The 745-nt window shown below is 72.6% G+C and carries 1 protein-coding gene; it reads right to left on the reverse strand.

Annotated features, from left to right (window positions below; all coding sequences use genetic code 11):
- Positions 1 to 106: 106 nt before the first annotated feature.
- Positions 107 to 745: cell wall metabolism sensor histidine kinase WalK (locus BI06_RS53535; RefSeq protein WP_043469508.1), on the reverse strand; the 639-nt coding region annotated here is incomplete at its 5' end.

Consider the following 745-nt stretch of genomic DNA (forward strand, 5'->3'; position numbering starts at 1 on the left):
TCGACCGGGACCGCCGTCGGACGGATGCCGCAGCCGCCGGCCAGCACGGCCAGCCCCACCAGCGCGGCGGCGGTCAACGGGCGCCGCAGCGGGCTCGTTCCTCGGGTCACCGGGCACTCTCCTCGGCGGTGTCGTCGGCGGGCGGCGGCGGGGTCAGCGGGAGGGTCAGCGTGAACACCGCCCCCACCTCGCCGTTCGCGGCCGTGATGGACCCCCCGTGGATCTGCGCGTTGGCCATCGCGATGGACAGGCCCAGACCGCTGCCCTCCGAACGCGCCCGCCCCTTGTCGGCCTTGTAGAAGCGGTCGAAGACGTGCGGCAGCACGTCCTCCGGGATACCGGGACCGCTGTCCGACACCGCGACCACCACCGTGTCCCCCTCCTCGCGCACCCGCACCCGCACCGGCGAACCGCCGTGCTTGAGCGCGTTGCCGATCAGGTTGGCGAAGACGACGTCCAGCCGGCGCGGATCGACCACCGCCAGGATGCCGCGCGGCGCGTCCAGCTCCACCGCGTCGTACCAGGCCCGGCCGTCGATGCAGGACATGATCAGGTCGGCGATGTCCACCTCGTCGGCGACGAGCTTGGCGGTGCCGGCGTCGAAGCGGGTCACCTCCATGAGGTTCTCCACCAGGTCGGAGAGCCGCCGGGTCTCGCTGACCACCAGCCGCACGGCCGGTTCGATCATCGGGTCCAGCGACTCCGCCTCGTCCTCCAGGATGTCCGTCACGGCGGTCATCGCGGT

Source organism: Kitasatospora sp. MBT66, assembly GCF_000710405.2.
GTDB classification, from domain to species: Bacteria; Actinomycetota; Actinomycetes; order Streptomycetales; family Streptomycetaceae; genus Kitasatospora; species Kitasatospora purpeofusca.